The sequence below is a fragment of the Pseudonocardia sp. D17 genome (assembly GCF_036984265.1).
In the GTDB taxonomy this organism is placed as follows: domain Bacteria; phylum Actinomycetota; class Actinomycetes; order Mycobacteriales; family Pseudonocardiaceae; genus Pseudonocardia; species Pseudonocardia benzenivorans.
In genome coordinates this window covers 14148-30926 of sequence record NZ_BPRG01000084.1, presented here as the reverse complement: position 1 = coordinate 30926, position 16779 = coordinate 14148, and the positions used below count along the sequence as shown (strand labels likewise).

Annotated in this window: 16 protein-coding genes; 4 read left to right on the top strand and 12 right to left on the bottom strand. The window is 75.1% G+C overall.

Going from position 1 to position 16779, the window contains the following annotated elements; translation table 11 throughout:
* Positions 1-274: 274 nt before the first annotated feature.
* From PSD17_RS15445 to PSD17_RS15435, 3 genes are all read left to right on the top strand, one after another.
* Positions 275-1594: an MFS transporter gene (locus PSD17_RS15445; protein ID WP_339123134.1), complete on the top strand. Its 1320-nt coding sequence runs from the start codon at positions 275-277 to the stop codon at positions 1592-1594.
* A gap of 57 nt (positions 1595-1651) precedes the next feature.
* Entirely contained in the window at positions 1652-3274 is a 1623-nt protein-coding gene (locus tag PSD17_RS15440) for an FMN-binding glutamate synthase family protein (protein ID WP_013675850.1), read from the top strand.
* A gap of 66 nt (positions 3275-3340) precedes the next feature.
* Complete coding sequence (locus tag PSD17_RS15435; RefSeq protein WP_339123132.1) at positions 3341-4837, top strand: CoA-acylating methylmalonate-semialdehyde dehydrogenase; 1497 nt, start codon at positions 3341-3343, stop codon at positions 4835-4837.
* Positions 4838-5234: 397 nt separating this feature from the next.
* On the opposite strand, the gene PSD17_RS15430 is transcribed toward PSD17_RS15435, so the two are convergent.
* From PSD17_RS15430 to denD, 5 genes are all read right to left on the bottom strand, one after another.
* Positions 5235-6071: an oxidoreductase gene (locus PSD17_RS15430; RefSeq protein WP_103384090.1), complete on the bottom strand. Its 837-nt coding sequence runs from the start codon at positions 6069-6071 to the stop codon at positions 5235-5237.
* 2 nt (positions 6072-6073) lie between these two features.
* Entirely contained in the window at positions 6074-6988 is a 915-nt protein-coding gene (locus PSD17_RS15425; protein ID WP_339123130.1) for an NAD(P)-dependent oxidoreductase, read from the bottom strand.
* Positions 6985-8454 (bottom strand): four-carbon acid sugar kinase family protein, encoded by a 1470-nt coding sequence (locus tag PSD17_RS15420; protein WP_339123128.1) that lies wholly within the window; start codon positions 8452-8454, stop codon positions 6985-6987. Before PSD17_RS15420 ends, PSD17_RS15425 begins: the two co-directional genes overlap by 4 nt.
* Positions 8451-9152 (bottom strand): FadR/GntR family transcriptional regulator, encoded by a 702-nt coding sequence (locus PSD17_RS15415; protein WP_339123126.1) that lies wholly within the window; start codon positions 9150-9152, stop codon positions 8451-8453. Before PSD17_RS15415 ends, PSD17_RS15420 begins: the two co-directional genes overlap by 4 nt.
* Before the next feature lie 74 nt (positions 9153-9226).
* Entirely contained in the window at positions 9227-10186 is a 960-nt protein-coding gene (denD, locus tag PSD17_RS15410; RefSeq protein ID WP_339123124.1) for a D-erythronate dehydrogenase, read from the bottom strand.
* A gap of 167 nt (positions 10187-10353) precedes the next feature.
* Here denD and PSD17_RS15405 point away from each other — a divergent pair, with 167 nt between their 5' ends.
* Complete coding sequence (locus PSD17_RS15405) at positions 10354-12666, top strand: FUSC family protein (protein WP_339123123.1); 2313 nt, start codon at positions 10354-10356, stop codon at positions 12664-12666.
* On the opposite strand, the gene PSD17_RS15400 is transcribed toward PSD17_RS15405, so the two are convergent.
* The 7 genes from PSD17_RS15400 to PSD17_RS15370 form a co-directional block, all read right to left on the bottom strand.
* A complete protein-coding gene (locus PSD17_RS15400) occupies positions 12612-13529 on the bottom strand; it encodes a cation diffusion facilitator family transporter (RefSeq protein WP_013675858.1) in 918 nt (305 codons plus the stop codon). The two genes, PSD17_RS15405 and PSD17_RS15400, sit on opposite strands and share 55 nt — an antisense overlap.
* Positions 13526-13822: a YciI family protein gene (locus PSD17_RS15395; RefSeq protein ID WP_013675859.1), complete on the bottom strand. Its 297-nt coding sequence runs from the start codon at positions 13820-13822 to the stop codon at positions 13526-13528. Before PSD17_RS15395 ends, PSD17_RS15400 begins: the two co-directional genes overlap by 4 nt.
* Complete coding sequence (locus PSD17_RS15390) at positions 13819-14262, bottom strand: SRPBCC family protein (protein ID WP_339123121.1); 444 nt, start codon at positions 14260-14262, stop codon at positions 13819-13821. Before PSD17_RS15390 ends, PSD17_RS15395 begins: the two co-directional genes overlap by 4 nt.
* Entirely contained in the window at positions 14255-14581 is a 327-nt protein-coding gene (locus tag PSD17_RS15385) for an ArsR/SmtB family transcription factor (protein ID WP_013675861.1), read from the bottom strand. Before PSD17_RS15385 ends, PSD17_RS15390 begins: the two co-directional genes overlap by 8 nt.
* Before the next feature lie 20 nt (positions 14582-14601).
* Positions 14602-14934 (bottom strand): hypothetical protein, encoded by a 333-nt coding sequence (locus PSD17_RS15380; protein WP_339123119.1) that lies wholly within the window; start codon positions 14932-14934, stop codon positions 14602-14604.
* Between the two features lie 114 nt (positions 14935-15048).
* Positions 15049-16266 (bottom strand): RNA polymerase sigma factor, encoded by a 1218-nt coding sequence (locus PSD17_RS15375; protein ID WP_339123118.1) that lies wholly within the window; start codon positions 16264-16266, stop codon positions 15049-15051.
* On the bottom strand, positions 16263-16649 hold the full coding sequence (locus tag PSD17_RS15370; protein WP_339123116.1) for a YciI family protein: 387 nt from the start codon (positions 16647-16649) through the stop codon (positions 16263-16265). Before PSD17_RS15370 ends, PSD17_RS15375 begins: the two co-directional genes overlap by 4 nt.
* Positions 16650-16779: the final 130 nt, after the last annotated feature.

Sequence of the window (16779 nt, the reverse complement as noted above, 5' to 3'; positions counted from 1 at the left end):
CGCGGGCCTCGCGGCGCTCGCTCCGGCGTCGGCTCCCCGGCACCGATCCGGCCGCGCCGATCTTCCCGCGTCGAGGCCCGGCGCCGACCCCCCAGCGCCGACCCCCAGCGCCGCTCCCCAGCGCCGCTCCTCAGGCGCCGCCCCAGCCCCGATCCGCCCGCGCCGCCCCAGGCGCCGCCCGGGCGCCGATCCTCGGCGCCCGTCCCGGCACGCCCGCGGACCCGCCGTCCCGGCGACACCCATCGTTCGACCCGCACGACGAGAAGGGACCCCGATGTCGCTCCTGCGCACCCCCGAGGCCGGCCCGGGGGTGGTGTCCGGCCTCGCCCGGCCGGTCTACCTCCGCCGGATCCTGGTCTTCGCCTTCCTCGGGACCCTGTTCGACGGGGCCGAGCTCAACCTCGTCGGCTACCCGATGGCGTACATCGCCGAGACCCTGCACGTCAGCACGATCCAGATCGTGCAGATCTCGACGCTGCAGGGCTTCGCCTCCATCGTGGGCGGCCTGGTGTGCGGCTGGCTCGGCGACCGCATCGGCAGGCGGTGGACCTACACGGCGTCGGTGCTGATCTTCGGCATCGCCGCGATCCTCGGCGGCCTCGCCCCGACCTACCTGACGTTCATGCTCACCCGCATCCTCGCCGGCGTCGGGATGGGCGGGCTGTTCGGGCTCGCGTTCTCGATGTTCGCCGAGAGCTGGAAGACCGCCCGCCGCGGCGCGATGGGCGGCTCGATCCAGGCCATGTACTTCACCGGTGAGATCGTCACCGAGGGCGTCGTCTACTGGTGCACCCTCCAGTTCGGGCTGCACGACGGCTGGCGTGCCGGCTACGTCGTCATCGGTGTCGTGACCCTGGTGATCGGTGGGCTGGCGGCGCTCCTGCTGCCCGAGTCCGAGCAGTGGCTCGCCTACCGGCGCGAGCTGGCCGCGGGCCGCGTGCCGGAGGGCATGCGCGCGGCGAAGGTGCCCCTCGTGGACCTGTTCCGCGGCGGCTACGCGGCGGGGACGGTCCTGTTCATCGTGCTGGCCAGCGCGATGTTCCTGACGACGAACTCGATGATCGCCTACCTGACGACGTTCCTCGTCTCGGTGCAGAAGCTCCCGCTCGGCACCGCCAGCCTCATCGTCCTGTTCGGGCTCGTGGTCACCGCGGTCAGCTACCCGGCCACCGGCTGGCTTTCGGACGTGATTCGCCGCAAATGGGCGTTCTTCGTGTCGTGTCTGGTCGGAATCATCGGTTTCGGCTGGTTCCTGACCCTGGTCGCCACCGGTCACGCCCACGTCGGCCACGACTACTGGGCATCCCCCGCGTTCTGGGCGCTCATGCTGTGCGCCGGCGGGAGCGGCGGCTTCGGGGTGCTGGGGGTGTGGATGGCGGAGTTCTTCCCGACGCGCATCCGGTCGTCGGGCTCGAACACCGGCTACTACGCCGGCCGCGGCATCGGAGCGGGCCTGTTCCCGCTGGTGGCGCTCGGGATCGCGGGTTCGGTCCCGATGGCGCTCGCGCTCGGGGTCGTCGGACCGGTCGTCGGTGCGGTCGTCTCGCTGTTCGCACCGGACCGCACGGGCCGCGAGATCCGGGCCGTCGAGTGAGCCGGAGCAGGTGAGCCACGGCGGATGGACCGTGCGGCGACCGTCTAGCGTGGCGACGTGTTGCGGATCGCGCTGCTCGGCTCGCTGACCGTCCTGTCCGGGGCGGCCGTCGCCGCCGCGCTCCTCGTGCGGCCCGGCTGGTGGGTGGCGGCGGCGATCCTGCTGGCACTGCTCGCCGTCGGGGTCGCCGACGTCGTGCAGCGCAGGCACTCGGTGCTGCGCAACTACCCCGTCGTCGGGCACCTGCGCTACCTGCTCGAGCGGATCCGGCCCGAGATCCAGCAGTACTTCGTCGAGCGCAACGTCGACGGCCGCCCGTTCGACCGCGACACCCGCACGCTGATCTACGAGCGGGCCAAGGGCATCGCCGGGGAGAAGGCGTTCGGCACCGAGCGCGACGTCAACGAGGTCGGCTACGAGTACCTGCTGCACGCCACCGTCCCGGTGCCCGTGCCGACCGAGCCGCACCGGGTGCGCGTCGGCGGACCCGACTGCACCCGGCCCTACGAGATGGCCCTGCTCAACGTCTCGGCGATGAGCTTCGGCGCCCTGTCGGCCAACGCGTTGCGAGCGCTCAACAGGGGCGCGGCGCTGGGCGGGTTCGCCCACGACACGGGCGAGGGCGGCATCTCGCGCTACCACCTCGAACACGGCGGCGACCTGATCTGGGAGCTGGGCAGCGGCTACTTCGGCGCCCGCACCCCCGACGGCGACTTCGACCCGGCGGCGTTCGCCGACAAGGCCGCCCACCCCGCCGTGCGGTGCGTCTCGCTCAAGCTCAGCCAGGGCGCGAAACCCGGCATCGGCGGCGTTCTGCCGGGCCCGAAGGTGAGCGCGGAGATCGCCGAGGCGCGCGGGGTCCCGCCCGGGGTGACCTGCGAGAGCCCGGCGGCGCACCGGGTCTTCACGACGCCGCGGGAGCTGGTGCGGTTCGTCGCGCGGATGCGTGAGCTCGCCGGCGGGAAGCCGGCGGGGATCAAGCTCTGCGTCGGCTCGCGCGTCGACGTCCTCGCGCTCTGCAAGGCCATGCTGGCCGAGGGCACCGCACCGGACTTCGTCGTCGTCGACGGGTCGGAGGGCGGGACCGGCGCGGCGCCGCTGGAGTACGAGGACCACGTCGGCGCGCCGCTCACCGAGGGCCTGATGACGGTGCACAACGCGCTCGTGGGCACCGGGCTGCGCGACCGGGTCCGGATCGGGGCGTCGGGCAAGATCGCCAACGGCTCCGACGTCGTCAAACGGATCATCCAGGGTGCCGACTACACCAACTCCGCGCGGGCGATGATGATGGCCGTGGGCTGCATCCAGGCCCAACGGTGCCACACCAACACCTGCCCGGTCGGTGTCGCCACCCAGGACCCACGCCGGGCCGCGGCGCTCGACGTCGCCGACAAGAGCGAACGGGTGCGGCGCTTCCAGGCCGCGACAGTGGCCGAGGCACGCCGGCTGATGGCGTCGATGGGCTCGCGGGGCCCCGACGAGCTGGCGCCCTACCAGCTGCGCAGGCGCATCGGGCACATGGACACCCGCTCGTACGCGGAGCTGTTCGACTGGCTCGAGCCCGGTGAGCTGCTCGCCGAACCGCCACCCGGCTGGGCGGGCGACTGGAACCTCGCGAGCGCCGACCACTTCGGGCGCGACAAGGCGCACTTCGGGGTCGTGTCCCGCGGCTACACCTAGGGTCGAACCCGTCGTACGCGCGCGGGGCGCCCACCGCACCGCGCAGCCACAGGAGAGGACCCGACGTTGAGGACGATCACCCACTGGATCGGCGGCAAGCCCGAGAACGGGACGTCCGGGGGCACCGCGCCCGTGTGGAACCCCGCGACCGGGGTCCAGCAGGCCGAGGTGGCGCTGGCCGACGCCGCCGACGTCGACACCGCCGTCCGCTCGGCGGCCGCCGCGTTCGACGAGTGGTCCCGGTCCTCGCTCTCGGCGCGGACGAAGGTGCTGTTCGCGTTCCGGGAGATCGTCAACGCGCGCATCGGCGAGCTGGCCGAGGTGGTCTCCGACGAGCACGGCAAGGTCGTCGCCGACGCCCGCGGCGAGGTCCAGCGCGGCCTCGAGGTCGTCGAGTTCGCCTGTGGCATCCCGAGCCTGCTCAAGGGCGACTTCTCCGACCAGGTCTCCGCCGGGGTCGACGTGCACTCCTTCCGCGAGCCCCTCGGCGTCTGCGTGGGTATCACGCCGTTCAACTTCCCGGTGATGGTCCCGATGTGGATGCACCCGGTCGCCATCGCCTGCGGCAACACGTTCGTCCTCAAGCCGTCGGAGCGCGACCCGTCGGCGTCGCTGCTCGTCGCGCAGATGTGGGCCGATGCCGGGCTGCCCGACGGTGTGTTCACCGTCGTGCAGGGCGACCGGACCGCCGTCGACGCGTTGCTCGACCACGACGACGTCGCCGCGGTGTCGTTCGTCGGCTCGACCCCGATCGCCCGGTACATCCACGAGCGCGCGACGGCCACGGGCAAGCGCGTGCAGGCACTGGGCGGGGCCAAGAACCACGCGGTCGTCCTGCCCGACGCCCCGCTGGACTTCGCCGCGGAGCACCTCGTGGCCGCCGCGTTCGGTTCCGCGGGCGAGCGCTGCATGGCGATCTCCGCGGCGGTCGCCGTCGGCGGGCCGGGCGACGAGCTCGTCGCGGCCGTGGCCGAGAAGGCCCGGGCGGTCAAGGTCGGCCCGGGCCGCGACGCGACCAGCGAGATGGGGCCGGTGGTCACCGCGGCGGCCCGGGACCGCATCGTCGGGCTCATCGGCACCGGTGAGGCCCAGGGCGCGACGCTCACCGTCGACGGCCGCGGGCTGACCGTGCCCGGCCACGAGGACGGCTTCTTCGTCGGCCCGACCGTGATCGACGGCGTCACGACCGACATGGACGTCTACCGCGAGGAGATCTTCGGCCCGGTGCTGTCGGTCGTGCGCGCGTCCGACGTCGACGAGGCGATCGCGCTGATCAACGCCAACCCGTACGGCAACGGCACCGCGATCTTCACGTCCTCCGGCGAGGCCGCGCGGCGGTTCCAGCGCGGCGTACGGGTCGGCATGATCGGCGTCAACGTGCCGATCCCGGTCCCGATGGCCTACTACTCCTTCGGTGGCTGGAAGGACTCGCTGTTCGGGCAGTCGCACATCCACGGGCCCGAGGGCGTCGCGTTCTACACCCGCGCCAAGGTCGTGACGACCCGCTGGCCGCAGGTCGCCGCCGCCGGTGCGGCCGGCTTCCACTTCCCGACGGCGACGTAGCCGCAACGGGGCCGGCCGCGCCTCCCGCCGGGGGGCGCGGCCCGGTCGGGAGGGCGCGCGGTGCCCAGGCGGACGGTCGGCGCACCGACGACAGCTTGATCACCGCGCCCGTCGGGTCGGCGATCTCGGCGAGGCGTCCGAACGGGGTGTCGACGGGCTCCTCGCGCCGCCTCGGCGTCGTCGACGGCGAGGTGCACGGTCCCGGCGTCGGGCGTCCCGGAGGCGCCGTCGTTGCGCATCATCCCGGCGATGCGGCGGCCGCACGTTCCTGTCCACCCAGACCGAGGCGCCCGCCGAAACTCATCTGTGAGTCGGTGCCGACCGGGCCGCGACCGCCCACCCCGACGCGGCGACGCCGGCGCGAGCCCGTCGCGCCGGCGCCCGCGGCGGTCCCGGTTCAGCTGTGGTCGAGCTCGAGCCCGAGCGGGGCGACGACGTCGAGGTCGGCGAGGCGCGTCGTCAGCGTCTCCCGGATCCGGCGGAACGCCGCGTGCCCCATCGGCAGTCGCAGCGGCGGGTTCTCCGCTCGCGCCAGCCCGACGATCACCTTCGCCGCCGCGAGCGGGTCGCCCGGCTGGTTGCCGTCCTCGGCGGCGAACCGCTCACGCTCCGGACCGAGCACCGGCGCGTAGGCCTCCATGGGCTGCGACCAGCGGATCGAGCGCCCGGCGAAGTCGGTGCGGAACGGGCCGGGCTCGCAGATCACGACCTTGATCCCGAGGTGCGCGACCTCCGCCGCCAGCCCCTCCGAGAGCCCCTCGACGGCGAACTTCGTGCCCGCGTACGCCGTCCCGCCGAGCCGCGACGTCACGCCCCCGACCGACGACATCTGCACGATCAGCCCGCTGCCCTGCGCGCGCATCGTCGGCAGCACGGCGCGGGTGACGGCGAGCAGCCCGAACACGTTCGTCTCGAAGACCTGCCGCAGCTCGGCGTCGGTGAACTCCTCGATCGCGCCGCGCAGCCCGTAACCGGCGTTGTTGACCAGGACGTCGATGCGACCGAACGCCTCGACGGCCTCGGCGACGGCCTTGGTGACGGCGGGCCCGTCGGTCACGTCGAGCGCGAGCGCGCGGACCCGGTCGGGGGCCGCGGCGGCCAGGTCGTCGACCGACCTCGGGTCGCGTGCGGTCGCGACGACGAGGTCGCCCGCGGCGAGCGCCTGCTCGGCGATGAGCCGGCCGAAGCCGGTGCTCGTGCCGGTGACGAACCAGACCTTACGATCGTCGGCCATGATCACCCTTCTGTGGGGTCGGTGGGAGCGGAGCCGGGCGGGGACAGCAGCGTGACGACGCTGGAGTCATCGCGGGCGTCCATCCCCGCGGTGTGCCCGAGCAGGTAGAGCTGTTGCGCCGCGGCGGCGAGCGGCAGCGGGACGCGGGCGGCGCGGCCCGCGTCGGTGACGATGCCCATGTCCTTGACGAAGATGTCCAGCCGCGACCGGACCTCGACCTCGTCGGCGTGCTCGCCGTAGGCCTGGGCCATCCGGGGACCGCGGTCGGCGAGCATGAACGACCCGGCCGCACCCGCCGACAGCGTCGCGACGACCGTCTCCGCGTCGAGGCCGAACGCGCGGGCCAGCGCGACGGCCTCCGCGGCCGCCGCGATGTGCACGCCCGCGAGCAGCTGGTTGACCGTCTTCATCGCCTGGCCGTCGCCGGGACGCTCCCCCACGACGGCCAAGGTCGAGGCCAGCCGGTCGAGGACCGGGCGGGCGCGGGCGAGGGGCTCGGCGGCCGCACCCACGACGATCAGCAGGTCGCCCGCCCCCGCGCGGGCCGGGCCGCCGCTCACCGGGGCGTCGACGAGCGCGATCCCGGACCCGGCCAGCTCCGCGGCGAGCGTGCGGGCGGCGTCGGGGCCGATCGTGCTGGTCAGTACGACGAGCCCGCCCTCCCCGAGGGCGGCCGCGGCCCCGTCGGTGCCGAACAGGGCCTGCCGGACCTGGGCCTCGTCCCGCACGGCGAGCAGCACGATCCCGCCGGCCGTGACCGCCGCGGCCGGGTCGCCGGCCGGACGGACACCCGCGGCGGCGGCCAGCTCCCGGCGCGCCGCGCTGACGTCGAACGCGCTCACCGTGAACTCCCCGGCGAGCCGCGTCGCGGTCGGCAGCCCCATGGCGCCCAGACCCAGCACGGCCACCGCGGTCATCGGGTGCCCCGCAGCGTCGAGACCGCGGCGACGAGCCCGTCGTCGTCACCGACGTTGCCCGCGAACACCACGTACGGCACCCCGCGCGCGGGCCCGGCGACGGGTTCCCACACCGAGACGATCCCCGGCAGCAGCGTCCCGCGCGCCCACGCCCTGGCGATGCCCAGCGCGCCCGTCGCGGTGTCCGAGGACGTGATCCCGCCCTTGGCGACGACCCACGCCGGCCGGACCCGCGCCGCGACCTCGGCGACGACGTCGACCATCGCGGCGCTCACGGTCCGGGCGATCGCGAGGCTCTCGTCGGCGTCGGCCCCGGTCACGAGGGTGCGGCTGGTGCGCAGCACGACGTCGGCGGCGCCGCCGAGCAGGTCGGCCACCTCCCCCGCGGTGTCGCGGACGTGCGTCTCGCGACGCGCGGGATCGAGCAGCGTCGGCACGTCCAGCTCGGCCTCGGTGACGCCGCCCGCGGCACGCAGCCGGTCGAGCTGACGCGTGGTCAGCCCGACGTGCGAGCCGACGACGACCAGCCCGTGCGGCACCGGCGTCCGGACGTCGGCGCCGTCGGGCGGACCCGTCCGCAGGTCGGGCGCGGTGAGCGGCGCGCGGGCGGACTGGCCGAGCCGCGCCCGCACGAACGACGGACCGGAGCGGTAGACGAAGCGCCTGCCGGCGGCCTCGGCGACGAGCAGCGCGTCGACGAGCACCCGCAGGTCGTCGTCGGTCGCCGCGTCGACGACGACGGGCTGCGCCTGCGTGAGCCCCGAGAGGATCTCCGCGACCCGGTCGGGGCCGCCACCGCGCAGGTCGGCCAGCGTCACGGTCGCGACGGACCCACGGGGGATCCGCCCACCGGTCTTCTCGGCGACCCAGTCGCGCAGGTCGGCGTTGCGGTAGCCGAACGTCGCGTCCCGGGCGAACTCGCTGTGCGACACCGGGATCATCCCGTCGGGCGTGCGCATCCAGTGCACCGAGCCGACGGTCAGCCTGCCCGGCTCGATCATCGCCGGGACCACGACGATCCCGTCGACCGGGCGGCCCGCGTCGGCTCCCGCCCGCACGAGGACGTCGACCTCGGCCGGGAAGTGGCCGCGCAGCGTGGAATCGCTGCGGCTGACGAGGACGTGGTCGACCCCCGCCGCCGCCGCGGCTCGCGCGACCGCCGTCGCGACCTCCTCGCCGCGGGCGACGGCGTCGGCCTCGGCGAGGCTGCGGCTGTTGGTCAGCAGGAAGAACCCCGGCGTGTCCTGCGCGAACGCCCAGGCGAGGTCGTCGGCCTCCCACCGGGTCAGCACCGGCACGTCGGCGACGGACTGGGTGCCGGTCGGGTCGTCGTCGAGCACGACGACGCGCCGCCCGGTCGCGACCCGGCCGGCGAGGTCGGTGGGGTCGATCCGCCACGGCCGGGGGTAGTCGCGGACGAGGTCGTCGGGGTCGACGGGGCCGGTGACGGTCGGCAACGGGATCACGGGTTCACTCCGAGGACGTGTGCGCGCAGGTCGGACTGGGTCTGGCTCATGTGCGACTCCATCGCCTCGCGGGCCCGGTCGGGGTCGGCCGCCTCGAGCGCGTCGACGATGCGCGCGTGCTCGGCGACGGCGTTGTCCCGGATCCGGGGCACGGCCGAGGTCTGGCGGCGGGCCGCGACCAGCAGCTCACCGAAGGGTTCGAGCAGGAACGGGACGAAGACGTTGCCGGTGGCGCGCATGACGGTGTCGTGGAAGGCGATGTCGGCGTCGACGAACACGTCGACGTCGCCGGCGGCCGCCGCCGCGCGCATCTCCTCGACACCGGCCCGCAGCTGGGCCAGGTGCTCGTCGGTGCGCCGCACGGCGGCGAGCTGGGCGGCGCCGACCTCGACCATCCGCCGGGCCTCGAGCAGCAGCTCCGGCACCGCCGAGCCGTGCTCGCCCGCGTGCTGCGCGCGGACGAGCAGGTCGAGGGAGCGCCAGCGCTCCGGTGCGGTGACGAACGTGCCGAGGCCGCGCCGGACCTCCAACACGTTCGTCGCCCGCAGGATGCGCACCGCCTCCCGGACGGTGAGCCGGCTCGCGCCGTGGGCGGCGGCGAGCTCGCCCTCGGGCGGCAGCGCGGTGCCGGCCGGGTACCGACCGGCGACGACGGCGTCGAGCAGCGCGTCGGCCACGGTCTCCGCCAACGTCGCCACGTCGCCCCCTTCACATCAGACGTCTGATGTCCGGGAACACTCTCTGCCCGGGAGCGGCCGGCGTCAAGGCGTCCTCACCGCATCTCGTCCTCGATGTAGGCGCGGACGATCGCGTCGAAGTCCGCGTCGCCGCGAAGCCCCAACGCCTGCGCCCGGGTCGTGTCCCAGGCTCCCGGCCAGGTCGCGGCGATGGCCTCCACCGCGGGGTCGCGCTGCCACCGCACCCGCGCCGCGACCTCGGGACCGGCGACGCGCTCGAGCGCCGCGGCCATCTCCCCCACCGTCACCGAGACACCGGGCAGGTTGACCGCACGCGAGGACCCCAGCTGCGCGTCGGTGAGCTCCGCGCCCGCCACGAGGCACTCGACGGCGTGGCGCGGCGAGAGCACCCACATCCTGACCTCCGGTGGGACGGGGACCACCGACTCCGCGCCGGCGAGCGGCTCGCGGACGATCCCGCTGGCGAAGCCCGACGCGGCCGCGTTCGGGCGGCCCGGACGCACCGTCACCGTCGGCAGCCGCAGCACCCGGCCGTCGACGTGACCCTTGCGCGTGTGGTCGGCGAGCAGCAGCTCCGCGCACGCCTTCTGGGTGCCGTAGGACGTCTGCGGGGTCAGCGGCGTCGAGTCGGTCACGACGGCGGGCACGTCGCCGCCGTAGACCGCGACCGAGCTCGTGAACACCACCCGGGGGACGCGGCCCGCCGCGCGACAGGCGTCGAGCAGCCGGCGCGACCCGTCGAGGTTGATCCGCATCCCCAGGTCGAACTCGGCCTCCGCCTGCCCGCTCACCACGGCCGCGAGATGGAACACGACGTCGGTGTCCGCGTCGACCAGCTCCGCGAGCAGCGCGGGATCGGCCACGTCGCCGACCACGGCGCGCACCCGCGGGTCGTCCGCCCCCACGGCGGCCGCGGTGACGTCGAGCAGGACGAGCTCGCGGATCTCGCGGCCGTCGAGCTCACCGCGGTCGAGCAGGGCCCGGGCGAGCCTGCTGCCGAGGAACCCCGCCCCTCCCGTGACGACCACCTTCATACCTGCCTCCGTCCCGGCGCACCCGGCGCCGCATCGTCGTGGGCCAACCGATCCGGGAGCCTACGGGCGGGCGCCGACGACCCGGTTCGACCCGAAGCGCGGTAGTCGTGCGGGCACCACCGTCGCTAGCGTGACGCGGCGTCCGCAGCGGCCGAGGGGGTGCGACGGTGGCGAACGGTTCCGTCGTCACGCCCGCCGCGGCCCGGCTCTGGCACGCGCCGTCGGCCGTCATGGCCCGGCACGATCCCGGCTACACCGCGCTACGCCGCGCCGTGCGCGTCACGGTCGCCGCCTGCGTCGGCTTCTACGTCTGCCACCTGGTCATCGACGACGACACGATGGCGATCTACGCGCTCTTCGCGGCGGTCGCCCTCGGCGCGCTCTCCGAGGTGACCGGCGCTCCGGCCACACGGACGCGCGGCTACGGGATCGTGCTCGTCGTCGGCGCCGTGCTGGTCACGGCCGGAACCCTCGTCGCGGGGAGCACCGCCGCGGCCGTGGCCGGGATGCTGGTGTTCGGGTTCGCGATCTCGTACTCGAGCGTCGCCGGACCGCGTATCGGCGGCGTCGCGAACGGCCTGCAGCTGTTCTACGTGCTGGCCTGCTTCCCGCCGTTCGCCCCCGAGCAGCTCGGGGAGCGGCTCGCGGGCCTGGCGATCGGCGTCGTGCTGCTCGCGATCGCCGACCGCACCCTGCTGCCCGCCCCGGCTCCGCCCGACCCGGCACGGCGCATCGGGGTGGGCCTGAGGACCGCGGCCGGCTTCGCGACGGCGGTCGCCTCGGACCTGCGCTCGACCGGCGGCACCCCCGCGGCGGCGACGGGCGGCGCCGCCGTGGTGGCCGCCGTCCGGCGCGATGCGCAGGCCGCGGCCGACGCGCTGCGGCTGGCCGACATGCCGTTGCCGGAGCGTCCGCTCGGCTGCGGGCTGCGCGACCGCTCCCTGTTCACCCTCGCGGCCGAGACGCGGCTGGTCACCGCACGCCTCGGCACCCTCACCGACCTGCTCGTCACCGACGGCCCGCACCCGCGCCACCCTCTCACCGCCGACCTGCTCGACGCGTCGGCCGCCGTGCTGGAGGGGTCCGCCCGGACGTTGCAGGGCGGCGCGCCGCCCCCGCTCGACGCGCTGGACACCGCACTCGGCGCCTACCTCGGGATGCGGGTGCGGCACCTCCCGCTGCCCGACGGGCCGACACCCGACCTGCGCGCCGGGCTGGCCGCCGCGGCCGTCGCGCAGACCGCACGGAACACCGGGCTCGCCGCACACGGCATCGCCCGGCTGCCCGTGCCGCCCGGCCCGCTCCCCGACGAGCTGCGGTTCCTGCGCATGACCCGGTTCGAGCTGGTCCGGCTGCGGCTGGCGAACAACGTCACACCGCGGTCGGTGTACCTGCAGAACGCGCTGCGGGTCGCGATCGGCCTGGGCGTCGCACGGCTGGTCGCGGGCGTGTTCGACCTGTCGCACGGCTTCTGGGTGCTGCTCGCGACGCTGAGCCTGATGCGCACCTCGGCCGTGGCGAGCCGGTCGATCCTGGTCAAGGCGTTCGTCGGGACACTGATCGGGGCCGCCGCCGCAGCGGCGGTGCTGACCTGGGTGCACACGTCGCTGTACGCGTGGTTGCTGCCGTTCCTGATGATCGCGGCGTTCGCGGCCGGGCCGGCCTTCGGTGTCGCGGCGGGCCAGGCGGGGTTCACACTCGTCGTCTCGGTGCTGTTCGCCCAGCTCGACCCGGCGACGTGGCAGCTCGCCGCGGTCCGGCTCCAGGACGTGGTCACCGGCGGCGTGATCGGCGCGCTGATCGGCGCCGTGATGTGGCCGCGCGGTGGCGGCGGGGAATTGCGCAGGCTCGCCGCGGACTCGCTGCGGGCCGGGGCCGACGAGCTGCGCGACACCGTCCGGCTGCTGGCCGAGGGCACCCCGGTCCCGACCGGGTTCTCGCAGCTGCGCAGGCTCGCCGGCCTGCTCAACCACTCCTTCGTCCAGTACCGCGGCGAACCGCCGCGGCCCGGCCCCCAGCCCGACTGGCTCCCGCTCATCGGGGTGGTGCACCGGCTCTCGACGTACTCGGCGACCCTGCGCCAGCGCCATCCCCCGTCGGGTCCGCTGCCGTGGCCGGAGACGGCGACGCGCATCGAGGCGGCCGCCGCCGAGGTCGCGCTCTCGGTGCGCGGGGCGGCCGACGCGCTCGACGCCGGGGAGGCCGTGCCCGCCGCGACCGTGAGAGCGTGCCACGAGGCGGTGACGGTCCACGCCCCCAGCAACCTCGCCGACGACGTCGAGGCCGGCCTGCGTGTGCTCGACGCCTGGGCCTGGCTGACCACGGTCGTCGACGACCTCGACCGCCTCACCCGGCTGCTGTCCGACCCCGCGGCGCCGACGTTCCCCGCCCCGGCCGCCGCCGAGCCGCCCGCCCCACCGGCCGCTCAGGCCACCCAGGAGCGGTCCGCGGTGAACCCGACGGAGATCGAGGGGTCCTGACCCGTCGCCCGGATCCGGGCCAGCAGCGCGGCGCGCACCGCGTCGAACTCGGTGACGGTCTGCGCCGTCGACGACGCGACGACGACGTAGTCGGCCTCGACGTCGAGCCTGCTGCCGACCTTGGCCACCCGCAGGAACGACTCCGCGAACCCGTACTCCTCCTCGATCTCGCGGACGCACACCAGCAGCTGCTCACGGACCGCGGGCGGGGACATCGTCAGCACCTCGCGGAACGCCTGCGCCAGCAGCCGCGCGGGCACGACGAGGAAGGCCGCCGAGATCAGCGCGACCATCGCGGGATCGACGTAGCGCGCGAGATCGTCGCGCCCACCGAGGGTGAACCCCCACGCGATCGCGAAGCCGACGAGCACGCCGACGCTGAGCAGGGCGTCGCCCCACCACTCGGCGGCCTCGGCGCGCACCAGGTCGGACCCGGCGCGGGCCTTGCGCCGCATGTACAACGACACCGCGACCCCGCCCGTGGTCGCGACGACGGCGTAGACCAGCGCCCAGCCCGTGTCGACGTCGCGGCCCCCGACGAGCAGGTCGCCGACGGCGCCGGCGAGCGCGTAGAGGCACAGCCCGCCCAGTGCCGCCGCCTTCACGACGATCGCCAGCGGCTCGTAGATCTCCCGGCCCCATGGGTAGCGGTCGTCGGGACCACGGCGGGCGGCCCGCAGCGCCCACACCCCCAGCAGCGAGAGCCCCACGCTCGCGAACGAGTACAGCCCGTCGAAGAGGATCAGCCGCGAGTCGACGACCAGCCCCCACACCAGCGAGACCACCGCGAACACGGCCGACGCCCACACCGAGACGAGCAGGGTGCGTGCGTCGGCCCGGGACTCGGCCCGGGCTGCGGTCATCCGGGGCGTCCCGCCGGGGCGAACAGGTCGCCCCAGCCGCGGACCGTCCACCGGGCGACGACACCACCGAGCACGAACGGGTCGCCCGCGATGAACTCCTCGGCGGCCTCGCGGGAGGTGAAGACGCCGATCGCGGTGCCGTCGAACGGGTCCGACAGCGGCCCGGCGTGCACGAGCACGCCGCGGTCGTGGAACTCGTGCAGCCGCGCGACGTGGGCGGGCCCGTGCTCGGCGGCGAGCGGGCCGAACCCCTCGGACGGCTCGTAGGTCATGACGAACAGCGGCGGGTTCACGGCGCGCTCACCGACGGCGCGCCCGTCTCCAGCAGGGTCTTGAGGCCGTCGAGGACGGTGCCCCAGCCGGGTCCGGACACGCTGCGGGCGGTGCGGGGCGAGTCGTCGAGCCGGTCGTGGACGACGGTCAGCCGGCACGATCCGTCGCCGGTGTCCTCGATCTCCCAGGTCACGCGGCTGGGCGGTTCCTTCGCGAGCTCGGGGTCGTAGGCCGAACGCCACTCGTGGACGAGCCGGCGCGGCGGGTCGAACTCCAGGACCGGTCCGTCGCCCCAGTCGGCGCCGTCGGGGCCGCGGGAGGTGTGCCACTCGGCGGTGTTCTCGACGTGGGCGCCGTGGAAGTACAGCCGGGTCCGGTCGGGAGAGGTGATCGCCTCCCAGACCTGCTCGGGGGTGGCGCGCAGCAGCACCTGGTAGAGCTGCGTGGAGAGGTCACTCACTCCGGTCCTCCTCCTCGAACGAGCGTTGCAGGCCGGCCAGGAACGACGCCGGGCCCTCGGTGTACTTGTCGATCCAGCGGTCGTGGATGCGTCGGATGGGCACCGGGTTGAGGAAGTGGAGCTTCTCCCTGCCGGACCGGCGGGTGACCACCAGACCCGCGTCCTCGAGCACCCGCAGGTGCTTCATGACCCCGAACCGCGTCATCGCGACGCCCTCCTCCAGCTCGCCGAGCGTCCGCCCGTCCCGCGCGAACAGGCGGTCGAGCAGCGCGCGGCGGGTCGGGTCGGCGAGCGCCTTGAACACGCGGTCGTCGTCCATCCCGCACGAGAATAGGTGACCTATAGGTCACCTATCAAGAGCAGCAGGAGCGACGGACCGCCGTCGGAGACGACCCGGCCCCGCACCCTGGGCGGTGCGGGCGCGTCCGGCCCGCGGCGGAGCCGCTCGGCGACGAGCAGGCCGAGCACGCCGGCCGCCGCCGCGAGCAGCCCGGCGGCGGGCCGGCCGGTGGCGAGCGAGGCCGCGGCGAGCCCGAAGGCGACCGCAAGGACGGCGGCGGTCCCGGTGCGGGTCGCCGTCACGGGGAGCAACCGGCCATGCAGCAGCCCCGCGACCAGGCCCGCCCCGATCCCCAGCACCATCCCGACCGCGTGACCCGTCGTCAGGTCCATCCCGCTCCCCCTGGTCCCGCCCGGCTCGTCCGGACCCCGTCGACCAGGGTGGCGAGCACGGCGGGCCGCAACGAGGGTGCGGACCCGACGCCGGCCGGGGGCGGACCCCCGGGATCACCCGCGCAGCGCCGCGGCCCTCCCCGCGAGGTAACGCCGTTCCGGCACGCTGCGCGTGAGGTCCGCCGCGGCGGTGTACTCGCGGCGCGCCGCGGCCACCCGGCCGGCGCGCTCGAGCAGGTGGGCCCGCACCGCGTGGAGGCGATGGTGACCGGCCAGCGCGGGATCGGCGGCCAGCTCGTCGAGCCCGACGAGGCCGGCGGCCGGCCCGTGCACCATCGCGACGGCGACGACCCGGTTCAGCGCGACCATCGGGCCCGGTGCGACCGTCTCGAGCAGGCGGTACAGGCCGAGGATCTGCGGCCAGTCCGTGTCGGATGCCGACTCCGCCTCCGCGTGCACGGCGGCGATGGCCGCCTGCAGCTGGTACGGCCCGACCGGGCCGGCCGGCAGCACCTGCGCCACCAGGGCGAGGCCTTCGTCGATCGCGCCCGCGTCCCAGCGCGACCGGTCCTGCTCCGCCAGCGGCACGAGCCCGCCGTCGGGGCCGACGCGGGCATCCCGGCGGGCGTCGGTCAGCAGCATCAGGGCGAGCAGCCCGGCCACCTCGTCGTCGGCAGGGCGCACCGCCCGCAGCAGCCGGGCGAGCCGCACCGCCTCGCCGCTGAGCTCGACGCGCTGCAGGTCCGGGCCCTCGCTCGCGGTGTGCCCCTCGTTGAAGACCAGGTAGAGGACGGCGCAGACGGCGGCGACCCGGTCGTCGAGCTCGGCGGGCGGCGGCATCCGGAACCGCCCGCCCGCCGCGGCGATGCGCTGCTTCGCGCGGCTGATCCGCTGCCCGACGGTCGGCTCGGGCACCAGGAAGGCCCGGGCGATCTCGGCCGTCGTCAGCCCGCCGACGGCGCGCAGGGTGAGCGCCACCTGCGACGGCCGGGTCAGCGCGGGGTGGCAGCACAGCAGCATCAGGGTCAGCGTGTCGTCGGACTGCGGGGCGGGGGCCGGGTCCGGAGGCTCCAGCGCGGCGACGGTCTCCTCGCGGCGGCGACGCGCGTCGTCGGACCGCCAGAGCTCGATGCGCCGCCGCGCCGCGACGGTGATGAGCCAGGCCTTCGGGTTCTCCGGCACGCCGTCCGACGGCCACTGCGTCGCGGCGGCCAGCAGCGCCTCCTGCACGGCGTCCTCGCAGGTCTCGAAGTCGCCGTAGCGCCGGGCGAGCGCCGCGACGACCTCCGGCGTGAGCGCGCGCAGCAGCTCGCCGGACGGGACGGCACTCACGTACCGGGCTGCGCCCCGGCCACGGGGTGCAGGTCGAGGACCGGCCGGACCTCGATGTCGACGAACTCGGCCTCCGGCATCGCCGCCGCCCACTCGACCGCCTTCTCGACGCTCGGGCAGTCGACGAGGTAGTAGCCCGCGAGGTGCTCCTTCGCCTCCGCGAACGGGCCGTCGGTCGTGACGACCTGGCCGCCGCGCAGCCGGACCCGGCGCGCGGCCTCCGGTCCCTGCAGCGCCTCGGCCGTCACCAGCTCGCCCGCGGCGGCGATGGCCTCACGGACCCGGTCGTGCGCCTCGTAGCCCTGGCGCTGCCGCTCGGGCGACATCTGCGCCCACATCGCTCCGGCCTCGGGATTCATCATGATCATGATCAGGTACTTCACGGCGGCCTCCGGGTCGGTGGACGAGCTCCTGCACAGGTCGTGCACCCAGGATGTCGAGACCGGTGCCGCGGCTTCGACGTCCCCGACGAGATGCGCCCGATCCGGGCACGTCCCCGACCAAGGAGACACC